A 26,722-nucleotide genomic window follows, 5' to 3' on the forward strand; every position below is an offset into this window, starting at 1 on the left:
TAGAAACGTAATTTCTTGGATACTAATCAAATGCAAGCAAAACATGAACATTGATTTGAAAGCCATTCGGCCCTACAACGGCGGTCAGGAAAAAGGCTTCGAGGAGCTGTGCTCGCAACTCGCCAATGCTGAAAGCCCTAAGGGAGCTCGTTTCATTCGTAAGGGGACTCCCGATGCTGGAGTCGAGTGCTACGCAGTCTTAGAAGATGATTCCGAATGGTGCTGGCAGGCGAAGTACTTCGACTCGTTGGGAGACTCGCAGTGGACTCAAATCAATAAGTCCGTAAATGCTGCGATCAAGAAGCACCCCAGAATGGTTCGATACTTCGTTTGCACTCCATTAGATCGGCCAGATGCTCGCGTAACAGGGCAAAAGTCAGCTCAAATCAAATGGGATGAGCATGTCAAGAAATGGACGGAAGCGGCTATCAATCGAGGCATGACAGTTCAGTTCGTCTATTGGGGCGGTCACGAACTGCTCGAGCGACTGACGCGTCCGGAACACGTAGGTCGCGTCCGCTTCTGGTTTGACGTCCGCGGACTCGATGCAGCATGGTTCAATGCAAGGTTTGACGAGTCAGTGCTGTCGGCGGGACCCCGCTATACGCCCGAGGTCCACGTTGAACTGCCGATCGCGATGGAGATCGAAGCTTTCGGACGCACCGAGCAATTCTTTGAGCGCCAGAAAGCCCAATCGCGCACAATCCGTGAAAAGCTGAGGAGCCTCCTGTATCCCGAGGGCGCTGCCGATGCGGCCATAGAGGCGTCGGTGGCCTCCGTATCGACGCAGGTCCATGGGGTGCTCACCAGTATGGGCGCCATCCGTGTCCAGCCGACGGGGCCATTGCCGTTCAAGGCCATCGCAGAGCAGATTCACGCGACGGAACAAGCAGCTGAGGAGCTTTTACGACTTCTGGACGAGCGTGAACGCGAGTTCGACGCGAATCCTGAGCCGACCGACACGAAGACGCGTCGGTCCTACAAGAGCAATCCCTTCCGAGACCGCCGGATTCGGCTCTTCCATCTCACCTCCGAACTCATATCGACACGCGAGTCACTCCTGCATGCAGATGAAATTGCGGGAAACACCTTAATGCTCCTCCGCGGTATCGCAGGTACAGGTAAGACCCACCTTCTCTGCGATATCGCCCGTCAGCGCATCGAGGCAGGCCGTCCAACGATACTGTTGATGGGCCAGTGCTTCGTTGGCAGTGATGCACCTTGGTCTCAGGCTCTCCAGCAACTGGACCTTACTAATCTGTTTGCCGAAGAGTTCGTCGGAGCTCTTGAGGCCGCAGCGCAGGCTGCTGGGTCACGAGCGCTGCTAATGATCGACGCGATCAACGAGGGAGCCGGGCGAATTGTCTGGCCAAACCATCTTGCGGCCTTTCTTGCGCACTTAGAGCGATCCCCGTGGATAGGAGTGGTGCTCGCCATAAAGACGCCCTACGAAGAGATTATCATCCCCGCAGACGTACGAGCCCGCGCCACAGCCATTACGCACTATGGATTCATGGATCACGAGTACGATGCAACGAAGACGTTCTTCATCCACTATGGCCTGGAGCTCCCATCGACGCCACTTCTGGCACCTGAGTTTCGGAACCCACTGTTTCTCAAGACGTTGTGTCTAGGCCTTAATGCAAGGGGCGAGAGTCGGCTCCCGCGCGGCTTCCAGGGCATCACTGCCGTCTTCAATCTATACCTCAGTTCGGTCAATGATAGCCTGGCTTTGAGCCTTGACTTCGATAAACGGCAACCTCTCGTGCGCAGTGCCCTAGAGGATGTAGCCGTAGCCATCTTCGACTCGGGGGCGAACTGGTTGCCCCTGGCGAAGGCGGTAGAGATCGTTGATAAATTCCTTCCTGGCCGCGACTTCGGGAGATCTCTTTACCGTGGCCTAGTTGTTGAAGGCGTCATCGTGGAGGACGCCTTGCGACACGATGGCCTAAATGCCGAAGAGATCGTCTTTGTGGGCTACGAGCGTTTTGCCGATCTCCTTGCGGCAAAGACGCTGCTGGATAGGCATCTCGACCACAGTACTCCCGCGTCCGCCTTTGAGCAGGGCAGACCACTAGACTTCGTTTGTGACGAGAAGAAGTATGTCTCTCCCGGCCTTTTGGAGGCTCTGTGCATCCTAGTCCCTGAGCGGACGGGGAAAGAACTGATCACACTCGCACCGGCCTGTGAGGCGAGATGGGGACTGGGGGATGCCTTCCGGCAGAGCCTCGTTTGGCGCGACTACTCAGCTTTCTCCGACGGCACCGACAATGCGCTGAACAAGCTGTGGCGAAGCGAGCATGACTTGCAGGACACGATCAACGTGCTGGTCACAATAGCTATGTTGCCTGACCATCCGTTCAACGCGAAGTTCTTGGACAAACGGCTGCGAAAGGACACGATGCCTGATCGCGATGCTTGGTGGAGCCTCTACCTCCACCAGGCGTGGGGTACTCATGGTACGGTCGATCGTCTTGTGGATTGGGCTCTTTCAATTGACCCAGTTTTTGAGTTTGAAGATGAGGCTATCGATCTATGCGCTATTTCGCTCGCATGGATGCTGACTACTTCGAATCGGTTCCTTCGCGACCGCGCGACGAAGGCTCTCGTGAATCTCCTGACGGGCCGCGTAGCGGCTATGACCCGCCTGTTAGAGCGATTTGCGGACGTGAATGATCCGTATGTGGCCGACCGCGTGTACGCAGTGGCGTATGGAGTAGCCATGCGCTCACACGATCGCGATGCGGTTAGCGCACTTGCAATGTGCGTCTATAATCAAGTTTTCGCTGAAGGGAGCCCCCCTCCGCACATCCTTCTGCGCGACTACGCACGTGGCGTCGTCGAGCGGGCACTCTATCTAGGATCAGAGCTCACTGTAGACCCTGAGTGGATTCGCCCACCATACAAGAGCCTTTGGCCTACGATCCCGACCGAAGAGGACATCAAGCCGTTTTTGCCTGACTGGTCAAAGGGTTCTCATGACAGTGGAGAGCTCGAATGGGGACGGAACCGGATCGGCAGCTCGGTGTTGGATGACGATTTTGCTCGCTACGTGATCGGCATTAACTCGTCATCTACTTCGAGCCACTGGCTCCAAGTTACTCGCGATGAAACTACTTGGCATGAGCCAATTCGATCTGAAAATTTGTTGCGCGCATTGGTCAGTGACTTCTCAGAGGACGAACGGCAGGCATGGGAAAATTATCAAGCGGCAGAAATCAAGTTTGCATTCGATCAGCTCTTACAACGTGCATACGGAGGGAGCTTGACGAACACAGACCATGAGATCGTTGACGACCTCTCCAAAGAGCAAGAAATCAAAAGTAATCCAGGCGTTGCAGACGAGACGATCCAGAGGACAGAGGCCGTCACTGAGCTAAAGCGGGCTCTAACTGAGGAGCATACACGACGTATTGAGGAAATCTGGATCTTAGAGGACACCGATCTTGAGGCAGGTCAACGTCCTGGATTCGACCTGAGTCAGATTCAGAGATACATCCTCAAACGAGTTTTCGACATGGGATGGACGGAGCAGCGATTCGGTCAGTTTGACCGCTACTCTATAGGATACGACGGCCGAGCGGCATCGAAGGCCGAACGTATCGGCAAGAAGTATCAATGGATCGCTTACCACGAGATCTTGGCTTACATCTCTGATAGATTCCAATACCATGAATTGTATGTGGAGGACGCGTCCGGTCAGGAGTACATGGGGCCGTGGCAGGGACAACTTCGCGACATCGACCCGTCGCTTACACTAAGATCAACCCCCGGTGGTACGTCGTGGGACGGTCATGCACCAGCGTGGTGGGATCCAACCCGTTACGATTCGTGGGATGCCGATTGCAGCCCACGTGAATGGTCGTTGAAGAGTGACGACTTACCCAATGTCGACGATTTACTTCTGGTCACAAATCCATCAGATGGCTCGCGTTGGCTGAACTGTCAAGGATACTTCAACTGGAAACAGAAAACTCCGTTCGACCGTGACTCGATAGATGTTGAACAGCGTGAAATTTGGTACATGTGCTCGGGACACATTATCCGCGCCAGCGACGCTGGGACTTTTTTGAAGTGGGCGAAGAAGGCGAACTTCTCGGGTCGGTGGTTTCCAGAGGCTCACGAGATTCAAGACTTGTTTCTAGGAGAGTACCCTTGGGCACCCGCCTCTCGCAATATGCAAACGCAGGTCTTTGAACATGACGGATGGATTCGACCTAGCCATTCGTGCCCAGTAAGTATCCAGACAACCGCAGTTAAGCTACGATGTGGAGGGAATGACTTTGACTGCTCGATGGATGCGAGCCTCTCTCTTTCGCTTCCGAGCTTCGATCTCGTGAATGGCCTTGGAGTACGGTGGAGTGGTCACGGTGCGGACTATGTCGACGCATCCAATCAAGTAGCTGCGTATGATCCGACAGCACACTCTGAAGGTCCCGACGCACTACTTATACGAGAGGACTTGCTGCACGAATATCTTACTCGCGAGAATTTGACGATGTGCTGGACCGTCATCGGAGAAAAGCGCGTGCTGCCGGCTGGTTTGAGAGCAGGCCTAGTTCACCCTCCGCTACGGTTTAATGGTGCTTTCGTGCTGGCGAAAGGAAAAGTCGTTGGAAATCTCTTGTCTGTCGTAGATGACCACGAAAACTCGGATGAGGGTGGAAATGACGTAAATGGAGCACATTGAGATCACCAATTGACAAACTTTGCAAGACATCAGGAGTGGCTACATGAGAGCCGTAGATTGTTTCGTGGATTCTCTCGCATTCGAAGAATTCGAGGGCTAAACCTGATTAATGTCGGCATCCCATGCATCGATATAGGCACTCCAACACCTTGATAACTGTAAAATTGCATTGGGTTTAGCAAGTCAGTATGCCATTAGATTCGGTGGTCAGTAAGGTGCGGAATGATGTGGTCAACGTGAGCGGAATCTCCAATGCCGACCACAGGGGTGGGCGCGGGCAGTATCTACCGGAATGTCCTGAATCAATACACCCAGGGGGGGGGGGGCGACATGCTCCGGAATCTACCGTTTAAGCTGTAACAATCTTTATCTCCGTTTCTGTCAACTCGTAGAGTTGATAAACAATTTGATTTATTGTCTCCTCACAATAATCAATCTTGCCTTGCAGCTGCGATACTTGTGTAGCAAGTTTCGCTTTTGATTGCTCTTTGTTCAAGTTATGAAGTTGGTCAACAAGTTTTGCCAGTTCTGCTTCTTGCTTTCCGATTCGCGGAAATGGGAGTTCGTTTAAGTAAACTGCTTTTACTTGTGGAATGACTCTTTGACCTCCCTGAATAATTGTATCGTAGAGAAATTGAAACACTTTTGAATGAAGCACGGCCAACACTGCCTGCTCATTTATTCTTGAGTTAGTTTTGAAAACATACAAAGCATCGGTAGCATAATATCCTTCGTCATCATAAGCAAGACATAGCTTCTTTGTTGTTGTAAGTCCGATAAATTTTCTGGCAGAAAATATCTCGGGGTTTCTTGGTCGGTGCAATGCATACCAAGGGTGTTTGCCTTCTGCTACTTCACGACAAGTAATATATTTCCTAAACTCCGAAAGATGAGCTCTGGCATTTGGGTAATCGTCAATGTTGTCCTTTGATGTGAGGTAAAGAATTAAATCATCTGTTTGAATATTCGTGTAACGGAATATGTGTTTTCCTAAAACCAACGGCTTTAGAATTTTCTTCTCAATCTTTTTTGCTGCTGCTTCTTTTGAACTTATGACAAATGCTTTTGCATAGTCAGGACTTATTCCTCTTTGAATTTCTCCTTCAACAATTTCACTGAACGCTGAAAATTTCTTTTTCAATTTATTCAGCAACGCAACATTGGAAGTATTAAAAGTGAAATAAGTTCCTTGTGCATCTGCCTTTACCAATTCAAGCCACTGTGTTTTATCGCTTACACCTACCTCATTTAGAACATTTCCTTTTTCTTCTGGATTAGTTTCTCTGATGTCTGCAACTACAATTTCATTGCTCTTGGAAATTGACTTCGTGAAAACAAGAATTGTTGAAGTATTCAATACTTTATGTCCGAAAACCTTTTCGCCAAGATTAACTACGATTTGAAGATTCAGTCTTTCCGCAATCATCTTTCGCAACAGTTGCATGTCGCTTTGATTGAGAAATGTGCTTGGTATTATCATTCCAAATGCCCCGTCCTTTTTCATCAGTTCAATGGAGTGATTGATGAAATACATATAGGAATCAATCATCCTAACAATGATAGAACTGTGTCGTATCCGTAAATAGGAAAGTGATTCGTCTGATAGATCTGCTCCCCAAGGTGGATTACCAATTGCAACATCAAAACCTCCTTGTTGAAACACTTCAGGAAAACCCTTCTGCCAATTGAATGGTTTTATTTTCTTTTCTTCTCCGTAGTCAAGTCGATTTGCGTAAATGTCAGTATCAATTAGACTGTTTCCGTCTTTGATGTTACTATCCAGCGTTGGCAACACTCTTTGGTTGAACAAACGCAGTTGTGATGCAATGCTTGCCTGTGTTTCACCTTCCATACATTTCAATAGCAAACTCAACTTGGTTACTTCAACGGCGTTTACATCAATGTCAACTCCATAAATATTGTTGAGTAATATTCGTTTCTTCTCCGCTGTTGTCAAGTTGCCTTCGGGAGTAAGCGGATTGCTTTTGCTGCCTTTAGAGATCTTACCGTTGTCGGTATAGTAGTTTTTGTGCCAATCCAAAAGGAACTGATAGGCACCGATAAGAAAGCTGCCACTGCCGCAGGCAGGGTCAACTATTCTTAGCTTGCTTATCTCTTTCGGTGTTTTGTTTTCGGTGAGTTTGCCGACTGTATTCTTTACAATGTACTCAACTACATATTGCGGTGTGTAATACACTCCGCCTGCTTTTCTTACTTCGGGTTTTTCTTCAATGTGGGCACGGTGTGCTTTGTCTATTCGAATCACTTTTCCTAAAAACTGTTCGTATGCACTACCTAATATCTCTACTGACAAAACCGAAAACTCGTAAGGGCTTTCGGGATAATACAATTAGTTGATTATAGATTTAACAACCTTGTTGTCAATAGAAACGGATTTGCTGATTTTGTCTTTTTGAAATCAAATAAACCCGAATTGTATTTTTCATCGGCTTGTTGAAATTGTCTGTAGAGGTTTTTGTAGAACTCTCCGTTCTTGATTGTTTCTTTAAGTGTTCCGTAAGGTTCAACACTTCTGTCCTCTGCAATTCGCAGGAAAATGATTCTGTCAATAGTTTGTTGAACAACAAAATTTATCTCGTCTTCGTCAAGTTGTTTGTTATTCCAACTGATGCTTGTTGCAAGATACGTCCGCCAACTGTCAAGCGATCGCAAGAATTCTTTGTCAACTGTTGCCGTTCCTTTTTTGGTCAAGTTGCCTTGAACAAATTTGTCAAGACTGCCTTTAAGAACGCATTCTTTGCTAAATGTTTCCCATAAAAAGTCAAACTGGTTGATGTAATCATTGTAACCAAGATACTTTATCCGGGCAACTGAAGCCTTATCCGTTGCAATCGGCTTCTTCGTACAGTCATAGATGGCAAATTCCTCGAAATCGGTTACGATGCTGATCGGAAGGTTTGCACTCCATCCATATCGACGCACTTGATAGGCAGGCGCTGCGCCTTCCTTAATCGATACTCCAGGTTTTTTCGCTTCGACAAAGAATAGCCGTTTGCCACCTACCAAACGAAACGCATAATCGGGCGCCTTAGTGAGACCATCTACTTTCACTCTGTCCTCGTGAATCACTTCCCGATAGCTCTCCGCATACCCATACTCGTTGTCGATATCCCAGCCCAGCGCCTTAAAGAAGGGGTCGATGAAGTCTCTACGCGTAAGAGTCTCATTGTAACTCGTTTTCTTGTAGCTCTCTTTATGTTCTTCGAACCGGGCAACAAGCAACTCAATCTTCTTTAGCGCTTCGGTTCTTTCGTGTGACATCGGTGTAATATCTCTCATGGAGGTTTTGGATTGTACGGCGGCAATTTAGCATGGTCACATCTTATCGTGCTAATAGCCCTGCCCATCAGTGGACATTCCGTCCTCATTGACGGCTGGAGATTCCGCCTGTCGTAACCATCGCAATCCGCGTTGCCGTAGCCCCTTGCGGTCGTACCAACTGACAACTAAACGGGGGGGGGCATGGCGACTTCTCCGCATTTGGGAAGATCGATTCGACAGATGATGGTTCCGCAAACGCAAACCTTTCGGGGATGATGTTTATCCAGTGTTCTGCATCTTTCCGAGGTCCGATCACGTAAATCAACTCAGCACCATTCTGATCTTGCTCGAGATAGACAGCATACCAGTCTTTGTTTATTGCTACGCCATCACTTTCCTCGGCGACACGGTAAACGTCTATTCCACCAATGGACCCATGATGCGCATTTCCGTCAGCATCCGGGTTTCGCGTTTCGAGAGATGCACTTCCGAATACTGCGATTATCTTGCCATCAGGAACAGAATTGAGGAACTTGGGCCACAATTCCTTGCCTAATTCAACTGGGTCCCAATTACTACGTGTTAGCCTCGCAAACTCGTCGCTATTGAGCTGCTTTGCCTTGGACTTGGTTCTCGCATCGAGTTTCACGGGCTCTCCATAACTAATTAGATGATCATTTTCCCATCACACCCTCTCAATTGCCTAACACCTCGAATGCTACGTGAGTGCATTTTTACTGGAGAATTCGCGCTCGTTGACTATCAGATTACTAACGGCTTTGAGCACCTGAGAACGAGTTTCCATGCAGCTGCAACTGCAATCTAACAATCGGCTTACCGGATCAACGTACGACGATTATAAGAAGGTCAATTGCGTGCGGAACGTGGTGGTCACGGTACGCGAAATCTCTACTAAGTCGTTACGTTTTTGCGGAATTCGACTGCCAGCTGTGCGGAATGTCCAACCTCGGCCCAAACAGTTCACTCTACTACATACTTGTGAATAGCGAACCTGTCCTCGGTCGCGAGTTGCTCTCTGTAGTATAACGCTAAGGTTTTGTACCAATCCACGCCAATCGATCCCAGTTCCAATGCAGTTAGCTCTCCATTTAGAGCAGATTCAATCGATGCCGCATCAATACAGTTTTGTGGCGACGCCATCGAGTACTCTACCGGCCAATCAGAGAGTGCCGAACTGTCACGATGGCGAAGTTTGAACAAAGTCCGAAAATACAAGTGAAGCAGTGACGGTCGGCCAAGGATTCTCTTTGCCTTTTGCCCCAATTCATCCAACTCTTGCGCGTCTCCATCTTCATTACTGATCAATGCATAGTGGCTCATCAAAGCAAGAATCGGCCGCATACTGTTAGGAGCTTCTGCATGTGCCTTTGCATATAGACGATGCGACTCCTTCGCTATTACTTCAACGTCCTTCGGAGACAGAGTCAACACTCCAGCCTTTTGATATTGTTTGGCTTCATCATTTACAGCTTCACTTATCTCGCTTGCAATGATGCAGCAAGCAATCGAGCGGTCTTCTGGCATCACAGAATGCCTATACCAATGCCGAGCGCTATTAATAACCGCCTGACTTGGGATCACATTCGAACGAGAACTATCTGCTAAGAGGATCAGGTGCACAGACATGTACATGGAATCACTCTCATCGAATTCACCTACCCTTACATCGAAACGGCCATCATTCGAATTCAGCTGGCTAAACAGCTTGATCCACCGCATTTGTTGATCATCCATTTCCTCTTCGAGAGCCCTATTCGCAAAGGACACAGCACTCGGATAGTCTGATTTAGTATAGGCTACAATTGCCTCTTTGCGGAAGGAGTTATCATCCTTCAGTAGGGCATAAATGAAGAAAATGTCGAATGCACTGCTACCGAACATTACAAAAGCCCACAACAAGACTACACCTATGAACATAGAGCCAATGACGATGCCCCCCCATAGCCGGCTCAGCAAAGACTGCGACGCCATAACCTTGATCCCTTAAAGTGTTTCAATAAACAGAACAGAACATCTGGATGTTCCCCGAGATTTGAGGATTTGAGCATCACAACTAACCGTGACTGCAGGAAGCCTAACTCCTAACTCAGACAAGCCCTCACCCCCACAGCCTCTCAACATCCTCTTTCCGCCCCTTCTCGTTCAGCGCAATATACTTCTTCATCGTTTTGAAGCTTCTGTGATCTGTGAAGCTCATGACGACCTCGTGACGCATGCCCCTTTCAAGAGAGATGGACACAAACGTTCTTCTCGCTACGTGACTTGACAAGAACTCCCACTTGGGACCGCGTTTCTCGGTTGCGGTCTTACCACTTCGTCGTACTTGTCGGAAGGGACTATCTAACTTGGCGACCTTACCGAGTTCTTTAATGTAACCGTTGAATTTCTGGGAACTTATGGACGGAAGTAGACTGCCAATGCTTCGGTACTTCGAAATGATGGCATCGGCACGCTTGGAAATGTGGATGTGGACCTCGGTCTTTGTTTTTCTGCTGGCGTAGACACCATACGCCATCGCGAATGTCATCGTAGTGCATGGTTTGGATGTCACCGAAACGTGCTCCGGTGTAACATGGAGATTCCGTGTTATGTGACCACCCAGGTCCGCAAGAAAGCGAATACTTGATATTGCACTCCAACGCTGGGGCAAATACAATCAAGCATTGGGTTTAGAAGGATCGCATACCGCTATAGCTGGTGGTCAGTTGCCTCCGGAATGAGGTGGTCAACGTGAGTGGAATCTCCACGGGCTACATGGCTGGACAGAAACTGCCACTTGGGACCGCGTTTCTCGGTTGACGTCTTACCACTCCTGCGTACCTGACGGAATGGGCTGTCGAGACCTGCTGTCTTGCCGAGTTCCTTGACGTACTTGTTGAGGTTCTGCGAACTTATCGATGGGAGCGGACTGCCGACGCTGCGGTACTTGTTGATGATGGCTTCTGCTCTGGTGGAGATGTGAATACGGACTTCGGTCTTGGTTTTCTGCTGACGTAGACACCACACGCCATCGCGAATGTCATCGTAATGCATGGCTTGGATGTCACCGAAACGTGCTCCGGTGTAACACTCAAGAAGGAAGAGATCGCGGACACGGTCCAAACGTGGGTTTGCAGTGAGATCGACGCTTTCAAGCAGCATAAGCTCGTCCCACTCAAGCGCTAAGACCTCGACATCCTCTTCATCGACCTTGAATTTTCGGTAGGCGGGGTGAACGGGTGCTCCCCTGTCCACTGCCCACGACAGAAAGGTTTTGAAGGTGCGAACGTATTTGCCTATGGTGTCGTTGGTGAGCTTTGGAGATTCCGCCTGTCTTGACCATCACAATCCATGTTGCCGTGGCCACTTGAGATCGTACTCCAAGGCCTTCGTAACTGCAATCTAGAATTGGGTTTCGCAAGTCAGCACACCATTAGATGCGGTGGTCAGCTACGTGCGGAATGATGCGGTCAAAACGAGCGGAATCTTTACTGAGCAAACGAAGAACTTGTCGATATTGCAATGCGATGCATTGAATCATATCGAGATAGTCCATGCAAAAAACTACATTCAACGTTCAGGGCATGGACTGCGCCGATGAGGTGGCAGCTGTAGATCGTGCGCTACGGCTGATGACAGGCGTCAGCCATATACAGGTCAACCTTGTTCTCGGAACAGTAACGGTCGATCATGACACTGCGAGCACTGCTGCGATCATAACTGCCCTCGGTAAAGTTGGCCTTCGCGCTTCCATTGAACAGGGAACGAGGCGCGTGATACACCGGGTACTGCAACACAGGACAATTCCTCAGGTACAACCACGACCTCCGTGCCACGCACGTCACTAGAAAGGCAACGATTATTCGACGCTCAGCGTGGGCAGCTCTATGCGGTGGTCATCTCTGGAGCGCTGACAGGAATCGGACTTCTGGTCGAAATGCTCGGGGTGGGAATTGCAACATGGACACCCATCGTCTTATACGCAGTTGCCACTGTAGCAGGCGCATGGTATGTGGCACCAAAGGCACTGCGGTCTTTAAGGCATTTGACTCTCGACATGAACATGCTGATGACTGTTGCCGTGATCGGTGCTGCTATTATCGGGGAATGGGCGGAAGGGGCTGCCGTAGCCTTTCTCTTTGCGTTATCGGAGTTGTTGGAATCGTTTAGTCTTGCTCGTGCACGACGCGCGATTCGTTCACTTCTTGACATCGCCCCAGCAACAGCGTTGGTTCAGGAGGGAGATGTGCAAAGAGAAGTACGCGTCGAAGATGTTGCTGTGGGTGCCACCGTCATAGTTCGGTCGGGTATGAACATACCCCTCGATGGTGTGGTTATAAAAGGAGAATCGACTGTTAATCAGGCACCTATTACCGGCGAGTCGACACCCGCGGCGAAAGCAACGGGCGATACGGTGTACGCCGGGACAATCAACGAAGATGGTTTCCTTGAGGTCCGCGTAACAAGTGTCTCATCGCAAAGTACTCTCGCTCGTATCGTGCAAATGATAGGAGCTGCACAGGCGCAGAAAGCCCCCTCAGAACGATTCGTCGACACGTTCGCAAAATATTATACACCCGCGGTTTTTGTATTTGCGTTGGGTGTGCTCCTTGTACCGCCTGTGTTCTTTGGCAGTGGATGGCAGGAGTCTATTTACCGCTCCTTGGTGCTGATTGTCATTGCATGTCCGTGTGCCCTCGTTATCTCGACACCTATTTCTATCGTGTCCGGACTTACCGCGATGGCACGCCGTGGTGTGCTGGTGAAAGGCGGAGCGCACATCGAAGAGGTTGGACGGTTGAAGGTGCTTGCTGTGGACAAGACAGGAACAATTACTTCGGGCAAACCAACCGTGCATTCCGTTACTCCATGGCGTGATAATGAAGAGGCCACCGTCGTGCGGATCGCGGCTGCGGTTGATACATACTCGGAACATCCGTTAGCTCGTGCAATCGTTGCGTACGCAACCGGACGTGGGATAGTCGCACCTGAGAGTAGTGGATACAAAGCAATCAGTGGGAAAGGGGCTGAAGCCGATGTCGAAGGCAAACGGTATTTCGCGAGTAATCATCGATACGCACATGATATGGGTGTGTGTACGCCCGCCCTAGAAACAGCGCTGGCTGAGATTGAATCACAGGGACTCTCCGTGGTGGTAGTTGGACAGGTGGGCGACAGCACAACGGGTGTGGTTTTGGGAATCATCGCGATCGGAGACACGATTCGCGCAGATGCAGTAGCAACAATTCAAGCACTGCACTCTGTTGGCATTAAGAAGGTTGTAATAATCAGCGGCGACAATCAGCGTACGGTTAATGCGATCGCCAAGCAAGCCGGTATCGATGAAGCGTTCGGTGATCAGCTTCCAGAGGACAAGGTTGAACGCATTCGCTCTTTGGTTGCTGAATACAAACACGTGGGCATGGTGGGCGATGGTGTGAACGATGCACCTGCTATGGCCATTGCCAGCATAGGAATTGCTATGGGCGGCGTTGGTACCGATGCTGCCATTGAAACCGCAGACATCGCACTCGTTCAGGATGAACTTCGAAAGATTCCTGAAGTGATCCGACTTGGGCAGAGAACGGCAAGGATTATCAAGGTGAATATCGCATTTGCCCTCGGCTTAAAGGCATTGTTCCTCGTGCTGGCTTTTGTTGGCGTGACGAGTCTATGGCTTGCCATCCTGGCTGACACCGGTGCAACACTGCTGGTGATAGCAAATGCACTGCGGCTACTACAAACTCCTAAAACAGATAATGCGTAACTTGCCAATTATGCGTTCGCGTACACTACGTATCATCTTCGGCACCATCCTTGTATGGTCATTGCTCCTTGGCCTATGCCTTAACAATATCGTGAAGGCGGCCGTGCAGCTCGTGCATATCGAGCATCACTTGGTTGACCACGATGAGTCGGTGCAGGACATCTTGAAGTGCCTAACGCATGATGACACGCATGATACTTCGTCATCAGACTCCGAACACAATCGGCATCACGATCAAACAGGACCTAAGAACTGCGGCACGGGCTGCATCGCCCAGTTGGCGGTGCCACCGAGCGCTGTTGTACTTCCGCCCGTTATCGGCGACGACCGTAAGCAGTCGTCCAAAACGTCTGTAGACCTGTATACTGACAAGCCCCTCGCGTCGATCTTTCAGCCTCCACGCGCCTAAGAGCACTCACGCTCTCCCCTTTGTAGCTACAACTCTGCGTCACCCATCACGATGACGTTGCCTCTGCGTCACAAAACACGATGACGTGGTCTGCTGTTGCCTCCCGTTCACACCCAACGATCGAATGCGGGCTTGTCGCAAGCACCTTGGTTCACTCATTAAACTGATTACAATAATGTTAGACCACATAATCACGTTCAGCATAAAGAATAAGTTCATCATCGGATTGATGACTCTTGTTCTCATCATTTGGGGTGTATGGAGTGCAACCAAACTCTCCATCGATGCGCTTCCTGATATCACAAACAATCAGGTGCAAATCATAACCCTTTGCCCCACGCTTGCAGGGCAAGAAGTGGAACAGCTGGTTACTTATCCCATTGAGCAAAGTATTGCCAACCTGCCTGATATGATAGAGTTGCGAAGCATCTCTAGGTTCGGCCTTTCTGTCATTACGGTTGTGTTCGACGACGACGTGAACATATACTTTGCACGACAGCTGATAAATGAAAAATTGATAGATGCCCAGGAAAAAATTCCGAAAGGTATTGGAACGCCCGAGTTAGGACCCGTCAGCACAGGGTTAGGTGAAATCTACCAATACATTATCCATCCAAAAAAGGGTAGCGAATCCAAGTACACTGCTATGGATCTGCGAACGATGCAGGATTGGATCGTAGCCCGCCAACTCTATGGAACGCCCGGTATAGCGGAGGTGAACAGCTTCGGTGGACAACTCAAACAATATGAGGTTGCGGTAAACCCTGATCGTTTGGTTGCTATGGGTATTACAATTCCCGAAATTTTTGTTGCCTTGGAAAAGAACAATGAAAATACAGGGGGGGCATACATCGATAAGAGGCCGAACGCTTACTTCATCCGAGGAGTCGGCTTAATTAGGTCAATTGAGGATATCAAGAACATCTCTGTTAAGAATAACGCAAACGGAATTCCCATTTTGATCAAAGATGTAGCGGAGGTAGGATTCGGCAGTGCCGTCCGCTACGGCGCACTTACATACAATGGCGAGGTAGATGCAGTTGGTGGCGTGGTAATGATGCTAAAAGGTGCGAACAGCGCGGATGTGGTCAATCGAGTAAAAGATAAGATGGCTACGATTCAAAAGTCATTGCCTGCCGATGTAGTAATAGAGCCTTACTTAGACAGAACAGATTTAGTAAACCGCGCTATCAACACGGTTAAAACGAACCTTGTCGAAGGAGCGTTGATTGTAATATTTGTGTTGGTGTTGTTTCTGGGCAACCTAAGAGCAGGCCTGATAGTGGCTTCTGCTATTCCCCTTTCGATGTTGTTTGCTCTAGGCATGATGAATTTGTTTGGCGTCAGTGCCAATCTGATGAGTTTAGGCGCCATTGATTTTGGATTGATTGTCGATGGTGCGGTGATCATCGTAGAAAGCATTTTCCACCGTATTAGCACAATTCAATTGCCGGGAGGCAGAACTGAGCTTACTAAAGTCGAGATGGATGAGAGTGTTCTTGAAAGCTCAAAACGTATCAGGAATTCAGCATCATTCGGCGAAATCATTATTCTGATTGTGTATTTACCGATCCTATCTCTCGTGGGTATTGAAGGTAAGATGTTTGGTCCGATGGCCCAAACCGTTTCATTTGCCATTCTCGGTGCTTTCCTCCTCTCGATTACCTATATACCAATGGCGTCTGCACTTTTCCTCAGCAGAAAAGTAGCCCATAAGCAGAACATTTCCGACAAAATGATGGCGTTTTTTCAGCGTACGTATGCTCCGCTTTTAGCCGGAGCTATCAAAGCAAAATGGTACGTGGTTGGAATAACAGTAGCTGTTTTCTTTGTCGCCGTTCTTGTCTTTTCAAGAATGGGAGGCGAATTCATACCAACATTAGCCGAAGGCGACTTTGCCTTTCATTGTATTCTCCCGCAGGGTACATCTCTGTCGCAAAGCATCGAAACCTCCATGCAGGCGTCACGCATTATCAAAGGATTTGACGAAGTAAAGATGGTAGTCGGCAGAACTGGTGCGGCCGAAGTTCCGGTGGACCCGATGCCACCTGAAGCAACCGATTTGATGGTAATTCTGAAACCTCAAGACGAATGGAAACGGGACATTTCTTATGATGAATTGGCTAATGAAATCAATGAAAAGCTAGAGAACATTCCCGGCGTCTTCTTTGAAAAAAGCCAACCCATACAGATGCGTTTCAACGAACTAATGACTGGCATTCGCCAAGACGTTGCAGTAAAAATCTTTGGCGAAAACATGGATACGCTTTTATTCTATGCTGAGAAGGTAAATGTAGTGGTCCAAAGCGTGGAAGGTGCCACGGAGCCAATGGTGGAAAGAGTCGCGGGACTACCACAAATCGTCATTAACTACAACCGGACCCAAATTGCTAATTATGGCCTGAACATTGAGGACATCAACCACATCGTAAGCACTGCGTTTGCAGGGGGTGAGGCAGGAGTGGTATTTGAGAATGAACGCAAGTTCGACCTAGTGGTGCGACTAGATAGTACACATCGTAACAACATAGAAGATGTAAGCCACCTATATATACCGACCGCCGATGGAACACAAATTCCTCTATCGCAAGTGGCGGATATAAAACTGGAATTAGGTCCAGCACAGATAAGCCGCGAAAAAGCAAAACGCAGGATTGTCGTTGGCTTTAACGTGACCGGCAGAGATGTACAAAGTGTCGTGACTGATATCCAGGATAAGCTCAATCAAGAAGTGAGGCTTCCGGAAGGATATTACTACACGTACGGAGGCACATTCGAAAATCTGCAGGCCGCGACGAAACGATTAATGATAGCAGTTCCGTTATCAATGACGCTCATTTTCATGTTGCTCTTTTTCGCCTTTCATTCTATCAAACAAGCCGCTCTGATTTTCACGGCCATTCCAATGGCAGCGATTGGGGGCGTCTTTGCGTTGCTGCTTCGTGGGATGCCTTTCAGCATATCGGCAGGCGTTGGCTTCATTGCCTTGTTTGGCGTAGCTGTGTTAAATGGAATTGTCTTGGTTAGCACATTCAATCAATTGGAAAAAGACGGAATGGGTGATATGGTTCAGCGAGTTTTAGAAGGCACAAAACTTCGCCTTCGACCTGTCCTGATGACGGCCACGGTTGCCTCGCTGGGGTTCTTCCCGATGGCGTTGTCAAGTGGCGCCGGTGCAGAGGTGCAAAAACCTTTGGCCACCGTTGTAATTGGTGGACTCGTCACTGCAACCTTCTTAACCCTGTTTGTTTTACCCCTTCTCTACTTGATGTTTTCTGGTAAGAGAACGTTGAAGCTTAGCAATGCAACGGCTCTCATCGTTTTTGGCTTTCTTTCATTTGGTGTAGCATGTGCTCAACCACAAACAGAAAAGAGCCTTTCAATCGATGATGCAGTTGGCACAGCTCTAAAAAACAATTATGACATCCAGTCGAAGCAACTGATTGTGGAATCAGCAACGGTGCTGAAAAAGTCAGTGTTCGAGCTGCCCAAGACAAATGTCAACTTTCAGTTCGGACAATACAACAGCATTAATCAGGACCAAGCGTTTCAGATCTCTCAAAGCATTCCCTTCCCTACCTATTACACGGCCAGATCTAGTTTGTATGAGGCCGAACTACAGAGCAGCCAATTGCAGCGGGAAGTCACTGTCGGCGAGATAAAGGCGCAGGTTCTTTATTGGTATCATCAGCTGCAGTACTTGCAAACAGCAAGAGCGCAACTATTGCGGCTAGACAGCCTGTATAAGGATTTTGAAGCTACTGTTGCATTGCGCTACAAAACCGGAGAAACGAATCTTCTCGAAAAAACAACCGCCGAAACCAAGCGAGGACAGCTATCGCTGCTCGTGAAGCAATACGATGTCGAATTGTTGACTGCTTACCGATCCTTGAAAACCCTGATGAATACAAGCGAGGATTTTACGATTGGCCTCACCGATAGTTTGCAGCCACTCGTATTAAGCAGATCGTTCGATACGTCTCTAATTGCCAATAATCCATCGGTGAAAGTGCTGTATCAGCAAGCCGTAGTGGCGGAACAAAACATCAAGGTGGAAACGGCATCCACGTTGCCGGACTTCAATGTTGGCTATTTCAACCAGTCATTAATAGGTGTACAAAGTGTTGATGGTGCTGATGTGTACTTTGACGGTAGCAAACGCTTTCAGGGCTTTAATGTCGGCATAAGCATACCGGTAACGTTTTTCAGCAACGCCGCTAAGATCAAGTCTCTGGACTACAAGTATCAAGCGTTGCAGAAAGAGGCCGACAACCGCAGGCAGCAGTTGCAGAATCAACTGCAAAACGCCTTCTACCGTTACGAGCTATACCTGTCACACTATGGATACTACCTATCCACAGCATTGCCCAATGCCGAATCAATCATCAGTACAGCAACCCTCGGTTTCAAAAGTGGTGCCATCAGCTACGTTGAGTTTCTACAGGCATTGCAAACAGCGACAGATGTGCAGTTGAACTTCCTCCAAGCAGTCAGTCAGATCAACCAGGCCGTTGTCAACATCAACTTCTTAATCAACCAATAGAAACTCAATAAAATGAAAAGCGCAATCATCATAGTAGTCCTCGCAGTGTTGGTGGGTCTGACGGCTTGCCGCAGCGAAAAAACCGTGCCGCCCACCGTCGAGACTGAGCATCATGGAGAGCATGAAAACGAGAACACAGCTATACTCACTGACGAGCAGATGAAATCTGTGCACGTTCAGCTTGGTAGTATCGAAAAGAAACAGCTTACTGCCTCGCTTAGGGCGAACGGGATATTGGAGGTGCCAAATCAAAATAAAGCCAGCGCTACGGCATCAATGGGTGGCGTTATAAAATCGATTCAGGTACAAACGGGAAGTAATGTCCGCAAAGGGCAGGTCATTGCTACCATCACCAACAGTTCCTTCATAACCCTGCAAGAAGACTATTTAAGTGTTTCATCGAAATCCGAACTGGCAGAATTAGAGTATGCCCGGCAAAAGGAACTGCAACAGGGTAACGCCACCGCTCTCAAGAATCTACAAAGCGCGGATGCAGAGCTCAAAACGCTAAAAGCAAAACGGGCAAGCTTGCGCAAGCAATTGGAACTAATCGGCATCAGTGCTGGAGCACTTACGACCGAAAACATACAGTCAACAGTTAGCATCAGAAGTCCGATAAGCGGAGTAATCCGCGACGTAAAGGTCAACATCGGCAGCTATGTGGATGCGAACAGCCCCATCGCTGAAATAGTGGACAATAGCCAACTACATTTAGACTTATTTGTTTACGAAAAGGATTTGCCGAAAATGAGAGTTGGGCAAACAATTCACTTCACACTCACAAACAATCCGGGCCAGGAGTATGACGCTGATATTTATGCAATCAGCAACACGTTCGACCCAACGTCTAAAGCCGTTGCCGTTCATGCAATCGTCAAAGGAAACAAGCAGGGATTGATTGACAAAATGAGCATTACCGCGTTGGTGAGCCTGGAAAATGCCACCGTTGATGCCGTACCTACCGATGCTATTGTAAACCACGAGGGTCAGGACTACATCTTTATCGTTACCGATGCTCACGCGGAAGAAGAACATCACAGCGAGTCGGAGACTACCGAACACAAACACGATGAGCAGGGACATGGTCACGGCGAAAAAGAGGAGCCCAAGCACCAAGCAAGAGACGAATCCAAACACAAGGAAAAAGGAACAACGTTCGAACGGATCCCTATTCGCAAAGGCACCACCGATGTTGGTTACAGTGAAATAACCTTACTGAAAGAGATCCCCGCGAACAGCAGGGTCGCCGTAAAGGGCGCGTTCTTCATCTTGGCAAAGATGAATAATAAAGGGGAGGGGCATGCACATTAAGAACGTCCACGCTTGTACCCAGCAATGCTGTCGTCAGCGACTTCTGGAGATTCCGCACACCTTGACCATCAAGATCCGCGTTGCCGTAACCACCTGAGATCGCACTCCAACGCCTTGACAAATGTAATCTAGCATTGGGTTTAGCAAGTCAGCATACCATTAGATGCGGTGGTCAATCACGTGCGGAATAATGTGGTCACTGCAACCGGAATCTCCACTCACCCCCACACTTTCTCCACATCTTCCTTACGCCCCTTCTCAGTGAGCGCAATATACTTCTTCATCGTTTTGAAGCTCTTGTGACCGGTGAAGCTCATCACAACCTCGTGGCGCATGCCCCTTTCAAGAGAAATGGAAACGAAGGTCTTTCTCGCAACGTGACTTGATAGGAACTCCCACTTTGGACCGCGCTTCTCTGTTGCAGTCTTACCACTTCGTCGTACCTGTCGAAAGGGACTATCTAACTCAGCGACCTTGCCGAGTTCCTTAATGTACGCGTTGAACTTCTGGGAGCTTATGGACGGAAGTTGACTGCCTGTCCTTCGGTACTTGGAGATAATGGCATCGGCACGCTTGGAAATGTGGATGCGAACCTCGGTTTTGGTCTTCTGCTGACGCAGACACCATACACCATCGCGGATGTCATCGTAGTGCATGGCTTGGATATCTCCGAATCTTGCACCGGTATAGCATTCAAGAAGGAAGAGATCGCGGACACGATCTAAACGTGGGGTTGGCGGAGAGATCGACGTTCTCAAGGAGCTGGAGTTCGTCCCACGTGAGGGCCACCACCTCGACGTCTTCCTCATCGACCTTGAATTTGCGATAGGCAGGGTGAACAGGGGCTCCCCTATCCACTGCCCACGACAAGAAGGTCTTGAAGGTGCTAACGTACTTGCCAATAGTGTTGTTGGTGAGCTTCCGCTTTTTGATCATGTGGTTCCGGAATCGATCATAGAAGGTATGGTCGATGTTCTCGAACTTCAGCGGGTCCTTCCCCTTCTCCACTTCCTTCAGGATCACCTTCAGGGTGTTGTACTTCGCGATGGTCCGAGGTTCCAGTTCGTTCTTCTTAGATGCTATGAACTGGGCATAGAAGTCCCAGAACGAGAGAGCCTTTTCAACCGAGTCGTTTTGATTGCGGTCCACCCGACGACGCGAAAGCTCCTCGGTTAGGATCCTTAGCGAGAACGCCTCCCCGTGAGTAGCGATCCCATTCAGAACCGCCGTTTCAACCTGAATTGTCCGCGCCTTGAGCATGGCGTTCAGCGCGGAATAATTTGGCTCTGAGCGTTTGATCTCTTGTTTATCATCATTCCAGTCGTCCGGCCTAACCGTCACACCAGTACCCAACCTCATTCGGGCATTGTTAACGAATACGCTCAGGATCACTGCCGAACGGCCATCCCGATTGATGTCCTTCTTGAGGTATAGACGGGTCTGTGCCATGCCATTCCTTCAAACTCAGGTGACGGTACAGGTGACGGTTTTTTGCTTGATCTCGGGATTATTCGAGATATCACCAGACGTCTACAATCTACGTAAGTCCATGCTATATAGGCAAGTAATCATACATTCTGATATCTCGGGATATCTCAGGATAACTGTAGGTTCATTTCCTGCCCCCGCTACAAGAAAAAATACTAAGCCCTTATAACACAAGTAGTTATAGGGGCTTAGTCTTTTTTGGCTTACTTTTTGGCTTACTTTTTTGAGGAAGTGCTATATGGGCATTTACGATATGGACTATATAAACATGCTGGACAATCTTGTTGATATAGTTATACGATACCGATCTGGGTGGTTCAGAGAAAGAGCTGGAAGGGTACGATCAGGGGAACTCGACCATAAAATAGAAGCGGAAACGACGCTTGCAGAGGGGTGCAGGAGTCGATTTAGAGCGAGTAACATAGATAGTGATAATCAACAGCACTTCCTGAACGAGGTCAGAGAATACGCGAATCACTTCTATTACCTCAGCCTGTCTCCTGATTTCGAATTCTTAGACCTCCGTGATCGGTCGCCACTTGGATTAACCGTAGACGAAAACATGGATTTGGCCCAGAATTGGGTTGCGGCAGCGTTCGCAATATTGCCTAACGTTGGCGACGATCTCCACCTTTACCTACAGGCCCTAAATATCCGTTCTGGGAAACTGAGTGTGATAGCTGAAGTCGAACAAGAGAAGCTTGCTTTAAGATCCGAATTGGAGGCCAAGAAGCAAGAGATAGATACGCTGTCAGCCCATAAGCTTCAGCTGGAATCCTCTAATCCTATGGCGAGAGCCTTCATGTGTGTGAAAGACGAGTTTGTCTCAACCCCGGATAGAGTGCTTGAAATTATCAACTCCGACCATGGTACGATAGAAATGACATCGTTGCGAAAGAACGAGGCGGCTGTTATTCTGTCCGCACTTTCATCCCATTTTGGACTTACCAAGCGCAATAGAAAACATATAGCGGTCTCTATCAAAGGCAAGGAAAGTTGGAAGTGGTTGGGTGGCTCTGGGACAATTGCATCCAATCTGAGCAACACAGTCTCTCCCGGATATGATGAGTATTTGTCAAAGTCCAAAAAGTTTTTGGAAGCATTGACAGAAGCTTCAAAGCAGCAAAAAGTTTGATGCGTTTAGCGAATTGAGATTGGAAAATCTTTACTCGGCTACCAGGGGATTTTGCATCAAGAAATGCAACTCACTGGAGGCCGTATGCTATCAGATAACACCATTGAAGAACTGATCAGGAGCACTATTAAAGAGTGCCTTACTGATGCATTTTCTTCCGTCCTGCGCTCGCAGCAGGCCGCTCACCACGCTCCCATGGGTGCGTCAAAGCAGGAAGTACTCCTGAGTAGGAAGGAGGCTGCAACACTCCTCAATGTGAGTGTGCAAACGATCTCCTCGTTGGTCAAGTCGGGTAAGCTGTCCGTTGTGAAAATCAGCAGACGCGTTCTGATCACCCGCGATTCGTTTGTTGAGCTCACCCGTAACAAAGGGGTGACTCCGTGAAGAAGAATGGATTCGGAAGACAGACAGCCTGTCCGTGCGGCCAGTCAAGGAAATTCGCCCCCTTAATCGAGAACGGAGCTACTCTCGACGGTGGTAAATGCCATAGTAGCAAATGTGGTCAGAAGTTCATTCCTCCAACCAAACGCTATGATGTTCGCCGGGAGGTCGAACCGGTCCGACGACATGTCTACCACTCGCCTACCGACGAGCCAGTCATCCGCACTTCCATGTATCGCAATGCAGATGGATCGAAGCGGTTCGTCTGCCAGCACATGGAGAATGGAGAGTGGGTAAATGGCGTAGGCTCTGCCATACGAATTCCCTACCGGCTACCCCAGACACTCGATGCGATATCACAGGGTCGCCCCGTACTCATTACTGAGGGAGAAGCCGATGCGGATCGTGCTGCCCAAAACGGCTTAGACGCTACGACCAATCTTTTCGGTGCAAAGAAATGGACCGATGAATGCTCACTGGCGGTAAGGGGCATTGTTGCCGTTATTGTTGCCGATAATGATGACGTAGGCCGGGAACACGCCCAAATTGTAGAACAGAGCCTGCGCCGAACGAATGCATCAGAACAGATCGTTCAGCTTGACCTGCGCGTCCTCCAACCCGAATTGCCAAAGAAGGGAGACCTCTCAGACTACTTTACCATGGGTGGAAGCGTGGAGATGCTTAATGCAGAGATTTCCCGACTCCTTACCGAGCCTATACCTGCATCAGAGATGGATACGGCAGTGGACGGCATTGATGGCATTGGTCTCGATGATCAAATCGTTGAGACCTTGCCGGAGCTCTTAAAGGGTATTCTGCACGAAACCACAGACCCCTATGAGAGACTTGTCCTACTCCTCTCAGCAATGACGGTGATCGGGGCCATAATGCCAACAGTGCAGGCCACCTATTCTGGTGTGAGTTACTCGCCAATGCTCTATCTCTTTGTTGTTGGGGAAGCCGGCAGTGGGAAGTCTTGCATTAGGCCGAGCAGGATTCTTATTGAAGGTATCGAATCGCGGTACCGATTATCCAACAAGACCAATCACGATGCACACTCGAATCTGATGGCCCTATGGGAAAGCAAGGGGAAGAAGAATGGCGAACCCATGCCCGAACGCCAGAAGACGGAGGTACTGCTACTGCCTACCGACGCAACGGCAGCCGTGATCATCAGAAGCCTTGCTTCGGCAGAGTCACTGGTATTGTTCGACACCGAAGCAGACAGTCTTAAGAGTGCGATATCAGCCAAGAATGGTGATGCATCAGCAGCACTTCGTCAGGCATGGCATCATGAAGCGATCAGTCAGGCGCGAGTTGGCAATGATCTGCGAGTCTATTGCGAGCGCCCATGTCTCGCCATTGTACTCAGCGGAACACCTGCACAGATCGCACCATTAGTTCAAGGGGCTGAGAACGGTCTTGCATCGCGGTTCTCCTTTGTCCTGCTTCCGAGACGACCGGAATTCACTGACCCTTTCAGCTCAAACAGTACCTATGCCCGCGAATACGCTAAGGGAAATGCCCCCTTAGTTACACGGCTATGGGAACAACTTAAAAGCAGAAAGGTCCGCGTTGATTTAACACCCGATCAGCGCAGTGATTTCAACGTCAAATTCAAGGAACGATATGGCGATGTCACCGCAGGCATCGACACCGCGGTCACTCTACGAGCGGGCATCGTTGTAGTACGCCTATGTATGATCCTTTCCGTGTTGCGTTGTTATGCGCACGACGAGCTGATCCCGGACATCATCATCGTACAGGATATTGACTATACAATGGCGATGACGTTAGCTGAGCAACTGCGTCAGAACAGCGGCGAGATAGTAGAATCGCTACGATCCCAACAGGACACCTTCCAATTGCTTGGTGTACCCAAGGCATTTGAGACGCTCTATGCCAAACTACCCGAGGAATTCCGCACAGCAGATGCCCTTTCCATTGGCGTTGGTCTTGAGATCAGCTCTGCTACTGTCAAACGATGTCTGAAAGACAAGACACGGATCCATTCGCTGGGACATGGTCGCTACAAGAAGGCATTAACGCGCGCTCCATAGTGCGATCTGATACGATGATACTCTGATACAAGCCACGTTTGTGTCATCGTATCAACGTATCAAAGGGCTTATTGACATGATCCAGGGTGCTCATATGCGTAAGTCGTTAGGATGCATGCAGTTGATTGCAGTAAATACAAGTAGCTTTTACTAACCCGTCAATCACCTTCAGCTATTGCACGCCACTGCACGCTTTGTCATGCCACCGCTGGTCGCGATCAGTTCATCTGAGTCAGCAGATCAGTCTTTGGCCACTAACATTCGGCCATGGACCGCCAATCGTTCATCAACCACAACTAACACTTAACAGAACAGGCATCACAATGGACATACTCACCTATAAAGAGTTCGGCACAGTGCTCAATCTTGCCGGATTCAGTCACAGAGAATTTGCCGACTACATCCAAATGTCACGCTCATTTGTCGGATCACTTGTACGAGGCGAGCGCCCCCTCTCGCTGCGATACATCGATTCACTTCGCTCGTTCCTCGGAAAAGAGCTCTATGACGTTGGCCTCACTCTGGCACGGCGGAAGATTGCCGAAGAGGAACGTCGACTTGAAGAGCGACGCCAGAAGCGAATAGACGCAGACCGAGAGAAAGCCGAAGCTCAGGAGCACGCTGCCCGGGAACGGAGGGAAAAGCGAACACGCTTACTCAGCAGCGCAACGAAGAAGTAGCACCAACTGCCCCGGACATACCATCCTTGGATGCACCGCCTGAGCTCTGGCAACAACTCAAGCGGGCATTCCAGGAGGGATGACAGAAGTCATGGTTGATCTCGTCCTTTCTCCGTCATTTCGTACGAAGGTCATCCATGAAGGTGCATCATGCCACGATCGATCTCAACTCATAAGCTACGCCGACGAATTCAGGACCTACCGCCCGGAAGGTCTTACAATAGGGCTGACATTTGGTACTCCACTCAAAAGGAGCACTGGCTTGGTTGGCTGAAAGAGTACCACTCCCCCGGTGCTTATGACCGCAAGGTCACGAGCGGGCGTGACGCACGATACGCCTACAACCACGTCATGAACCCCGAGATGCTGCTCTACCTCGTTCGCCAATCCGGGGTCAGCAAGCGTTTACTCGCCCAGGCCGTGCGAGAGGCACGTGGCCTCAAACCAATACCAAAAAAGATGGCAGCCATCCGACGGGTCGTTCCATGGGATCTCGTTGCCGAGAAGCTCTGGCCAGCCGGGTTAGATCCGTCCATCCCCATCCTGAGCATTCAACAGCCATGGGCTTCGCTGATCCTTAGCGGCAAGAAGACTATCGAGAACAGACCGGTTCCTACGACCAAGACAATGCGCGTATACATCTATGCGTCACAGAAGCTGGCGAATCTTGATGGTGTCAGGCTGGGTAGGTACGGGATCGACAAACGCGACGCTGAGGCTTATCCACGCGGTCGGATTGTCGGATCCGTTGAGATCACGCATTGCCGCTTAGATACGCGTTCCCAATCGCGGTCGTACAAATGGCATCTCCGTAAGCCACGAAAACTGGGAACGCCAGTGACCCCACCAACGCGATCGCACCCCACGCAGACGTTTTGGTATATGTAAACCTCACGCTCAGTTCATTTAACCGGCACGAACGGAAGAGCCATCGTTCAGCACAGTCGCCGTATTGACAGCTACTATATTCAACCGA

Annotated in this window: 19 protein-coding genes; 11 read left to right on the plus strand and 8 right to left on the minus strand. The window is 49.3% G+C overall.

Features of this window, described 5'->3' with window-relative positions; genetic code table 11:
• The first annotated feature begins 43 nt into the window (after positions 1 to 43).
• Positions 44 to 4,690, plus strand: coding sequence for an ATP-binding protein (locus IPI29_04030; GenBank protein MBK7411705.1), 4,647 nt, complete (start codon positions 44 to 46; stop codon positions 4,688 to 4,690).
• 349 nt (positions 4,691 to 5,039) lie between these two features.
• Here IPI29_04030 and IPI29_04035 read toward each other — a convergent pair whose 3' ends face one another.
• The 6 genes from IPI29_04035 to IPI29_04060 form a co-directional block, all read right to left on the minus strand.
• Positions 5,040 to 7,004: an N-6 DNA methylase gene (locus tag IPI29_04035; GenBank protein ID MBK7411706.1), complete on the minus strand. Its 1,965-nt coding sequence runs from the start codon at positions 7,002 to 7,004 to the stop codon at positions 5,040 to 5,042.
• A 44-nt stretch (positions 7,005 to 7,048) separates the two neighbouring features.
• Positions 7,049 to 7,990 (minus strand): hypothetical protein, encoded by a 942-nt coding sequence (locus tag IPI29_04040; GenBank protein ID MBK7411707.1) that lies wholly within the window; start codon positions 7,988 to 7,990, stop codon positions 7,049 to 7,051.
• A gap of 85 nt (positions 7,991 to 8,075) precedes the next feature.
• On the minus strand, positions 8,076 to 8,621 hold the full coding sequence (locus IPI29_04045; GenBank protein ID MBK7411708.1) for a hypothetical protein: 546 nt from the start codon (positions 8,619 to 8,621) through the stop codon (positions 8,076 to 8,078).
• A 332-nt stretch (positions 8,622 to 8,953) separates the two neighbouring features.
• Positions 8,954 to 9,964 (minus strand): hypothetical protein, encoded by a 1,011-nt coding sequence (locus IPI29_04050; protein MBK7411709.1) that lies wholly within the window; start codon positions 9,962 to 9,964, stop codon positions 8,954 to 8,956.
• 127 nt (positions 9,965 to 10,091) lie between these two features.
• Positions 10,092 to 10,520: a hypothetical protein gene (locus IPI29_04055; protein ID MBK7411710.1), complete on the minus strand. Its 429-nt coding sequence runs from the start codon at positions 10,518 to 10,520 to the stop codon at positions 10,092 to 10,094.
• Positions 10,521 to 10,681: 161 nt separating this feature from the next.
• A complete protein-coding gene (locus tag IPI29_04060) occupies positions 10,682 to 11,134 on the minus strand; it encodes a hypothetical protein (protein ID MBK7411711.1) in 453 nt (150 codons plus the stop codon).
• A 392-nt stretch (positions 11,135 to 11,526) separates the two neighbouring features.
• On the opposite strand from IPI29_04060, the gene IPI29_04065 reads away from it, so the two are divergent.
• The 5 genes from IPI29_04065 to IPI29_04085 all read left to right on the plus strand — a co-directional run bounded on the left by IPI29_04065 (position 11,527) and on the right by IPI29_04085 (position 20,002).
• Positions 11,527 to 11,820 carry a heavy-metal-associated domain-containing protein gene (locus tag IPI29_04065; protein MBK7411712.1) on the plus strand — a complete coding sequence of 98 codons (294 nt, stop codon included), beginning with the start codon at positions 11,527 to 11,529 and terminating at the stop codon, positions 11,818 to 11,820.
• Between the two features lie 44 nt (positions 11,821 to 11,864).
• Positions 11,865 to 13,739, plus strand: coding sequence for a heavy metal translocating P-type ATPase (locus tag IPI29_04070; protein ID MBK7411713.1), 1,875 nt, complete (start codon positions 11,865 to 11,867; stop codon positions 13,737 to 13,739).
• Positions 13,732 to 14,148: a hypothetical protein gene (locus IPI29_04075; protein MBK7411714.1), complete on the plus strand. Its 417-nt coding sequence runs from the start codon at positions 13,732 to 13,734 to the stop codon at positions 14,146 to 14,148. Before IPI29_04070 ends, IPI29_04075 begins: the two co-directional genes overlap by 8 nt.
• A gap of 175 nt (positions 14,149 to 14,323) precedes the next feature.
• On the plus strand, positions 14,324 to 18,691 hold the full coding sequence (locus IPI29_04080; GenBank protein MBK7411715.1) for a CusA/CzcA family heavy metal efflux RND transporter: 4,368 nt from the start codon (positions 14,324 to 14,326) through the stop codon (positions 18,689 to 18,691).
• A 12-nt stretch (positions 18,692 to 18,703) separates the two neighbouring features.
• Positions 18,704 to 20,002 (plus strand): efflux RND transporter periplasmic adaptor subunit, encoded by a 1,299-nt coding sequence (locus IPI29_04085; GenBank protein ID MBK7411716.1) that lies wholly within the window; start codon positions 18,704 to 18,706, stop codon positions 20,000 to 20,002.
• Positions 20,003 to 20,220: 218 nt separating this feature from the next.
• Here the strand turns inward: IPI29_04085 and IPI29_04090 are convergent, their stop codons facing one another.
• Positions 20,221 to 20,760, minus strand: a complete 540-nt coding sequence (locus IPI29_04090) for an integrase catalytic domain-containing protein (GenBank protein MBK7411717.1) — start codon at positions 20,758 to 20,760, stop codon at positions 20,221 to 20,223.
• Entirely contained in the window at positions 20,696 to 21,451 is a 756-nt protein-coding gene (locus IPI29_04095) for a phage integrase SAM-like domain-containing protein (GenBank protein MBK7411718.1), read from the minus strand. The genes IPI29_04090 and IPI29_04095 overlap by 65 nt, the downstream gene beginning before the upstream one ends.
• 277 nt (positions 21,452 to 21,728) lie before the next feature.
• Here IPI29_04095 and IPI29_04100 point away from each other — a divergent pair, with 277 nt between their 5' ends.
• The 5 genes from IPI29_04100 to IPI29_04120 all read left to right on the plus strand — a co-directional run bounded on the left by IPI29_04100 (position 21,729) and on the right by IPI29_04120 (position 26,634).
• Positions 21,729 to 22,625 carry a hypothetical protein gene (locus IPI29_04100; GenBank protein ID MBK7411719.1) on the plus strand — a complete coding sequence of 299 codons (897 nt, stop codon included), beginning with the start codon at positions 21,729 to 21,731 and terminating at the stop codon, positions 22,623 to 22,625.
• A gap of 84 nt (positions 22,626 to 22,709) precedes the next feature.
• A complete protein-coding gene (locus tag IPI29_04105; protein MBK7411720.1) occupies positions 22,710 to 23,009 on the plus strand; it encodes a helix-turn-helix domain-containing protein in 300 nt (99 codons plus the stop codon).
• A complete protein-coding gene (locus tag IPI29_04110) occupies positions 23,006 to 25,066 on the plus strand; it encodes a DUF3987 domain-containing protein (protein MBK7411721.1) in 2,061 nt (686 codons plus the stop codon). Before IPI29_04105 ends, IPI29_04110 begins: the two co-directional genes overlap by 4 nt.
• A 323-nt stretch (positions 25,067 to 25,389) precedes the next feature.
• Positions 25,390 to 25,746 (plus strand): helix-turn-helix domain-containing protein, encoded by a 357-nt coding sequence (locus IPI29_04115; protein ID MBK7411722.1) that lies wholly within the window; start codon positions 25,390 to 25,392, stop codon positions 25,744 to 25,746.
• Between the two features lie 150 nt (positions 25,747 to 25,896).
• A complete protein-coding gene (locus IPI29_04120; GenBank protein MBK7411723.1) occupies positions 25,897 to 26,634 on the plus strand; it encodes an ASCH domain-containing protein in 738 nt (245 codons plus the stop codon).
• Positions 26,635 to 26,722 lie beyond the last annotated feature (88 nt).

The sequence above is a fragment of the Ignavibacteria bacterium genome, from assembly GCA_016707005.1.
In the GTDB taxonomy this organism is placed as follows: Bacteria; Bacteroidota; Ignavibacteria; order Kapaibacteriales; family Kapaibacteriaceae; genus UBA10438.

Bases quoted from the DNA above. Each gene is read 5' to 3' on its own strand.
- IPI29_04030 (MBK7411705.1), top strand. From the start codon at position 44: ATGAACATTGATTTGAAAGCCATTCGGCCCTACAACGGCGGTCAGGAA.
- IPI29_04040 (MBK7411707.1), bottom strand. From the start codon at position 7,990: ATGAGAGATATTACACCGATGTCACACGAAAGAACCGAAGCGCTAAAG.
- IPI29_04050 (MBK7411709.1), bottom strand. From the start codon at position 9,964: ATGGCGTCGCAGTCTTTGCTGAGCCGGCTATGGGGGGGCATCGTCATT.
- IPI29_04055 (MBK7411710.1), bottom strand. From the start codon at position 10,520: ATGACATTCGCGATGGCGTATGGTGTCTACGCCAGCAGAAAAACAAAG.
- IPI29_04060 (MBK7411711.1), bottom strand. From the start codon at position 11,134: ATGCTGCTTGAAAGCGTCGATCTCACTGCAAACCCACGTTTGGACCGT.
- IPI29_04065 (MBK7411712.1), top strand. From the start codon at position 11,527: ATGCAAAAAACTACATTCAACGTTCAGGGCATGGACTGCGCCGATGAG.
- IPI29_04075 (MBK7411714.1), top strand. From the start codon at position 13,732: ATGCGTAACTTGCCAATTATGCGTTCGCGTACACTACGTATCATCTTC.
- IPI29_04080 (MBK7411715.1), top strand. From the start codon at position 14,324: ATGTTAGACCACATAATCACGTTCAGCATAAAGAATAAGTTCATCATC.
- IPI29_04085 (MBK7411716.1), top strand. From the start codon at position 18,704: ATGAAAAGCGCAATCATCATAGTAGTCCTCGCAGTGTTGGTGGGTCTG.
- IPI29_04095 (MBK7411718.1), bottom strand. From the start codon at position 21,451: ATGGCACAGACCCGTCTATACCTCAAGAAGGACATCAATCGGGATGGC.
- IPI29_04100 (MBK7411719.1), top strand. From the start codon at position 21,729: ATGGGCATTTACGATATGGACTATATAAACATGCTGGACAATCTTGTT.
- IPI29_04105 (MBK7411720.1), top strand. From the start codon at position 22,710: ATGCTATCAGATAACACCATTGAAGAACTGATCAGGAGCACTATTAAA.
- IPI29_04115 (MBK7411722.1), top strand. From the start codon at position 25,390: ATGGACATACTCACCTATAAAGAGTTCGGCACAGTGCTCAATCTTGCC.
- IPI29_04120 (MBK7411723.1), top strand. From the start codon at position 25,897: ATGCCACGATCGATCTCAACTCATAAGCTACGCCGACGAATTCAGGAC.